The following is a 238-nucleotide window of genomic DNA, read 5'->3' as shown; positions in this document are numbered from 1 at the left end:
GTGCATATGTCCATGCGTTAGCTTGGAAGTCTGTCGTTGAAGTGCCTTCACAACTCGTTCCTGCACCTGCTTTACAATCATTTTCACCCGCTAAAGCAATACCAAAACATTTATCTTTACGACCGCGAACTTTATCACCAGCTACCCAGCCTTTAAATTGCTCTTGTACTTTTGCTGAAGCACCTTCTGCAACGGTTAATTGACTGTTTGGACCTGCCACAGCACCCGCACTTAAAAC

Annotated in this window: 1 protein-coding gene; it reads right to left on the bottom strand. The window is 45.0% G+C overall.

Annotated features, from left to right (window positions below):
* Positions 1 to 238: BufA1 family periplasmic bufferin-type metallophore (gene bufA1 / locus AAEY72_RS16265; RefSeq protein WP_352311721.1), on the bottom strand; the 238-nt coding region annotated here is incomplete at both ends.

This window comes from Psychrobacter sp. W2-37-MNA-CIBAN-0211 (assembly GCF_040309405.1).
GTDB classification, from domain to species: Bacteria; Pseudomonadota; Gammaproteobacteria; order Pseudomonadales; family Moraxellaceae; genus Psychrobacter; species Psychrobacter glaciei.
Note: the sequence above shows the minus strand (reverse complement) of the source record. Positions and strands in the feature narration are given on the sequence as shown.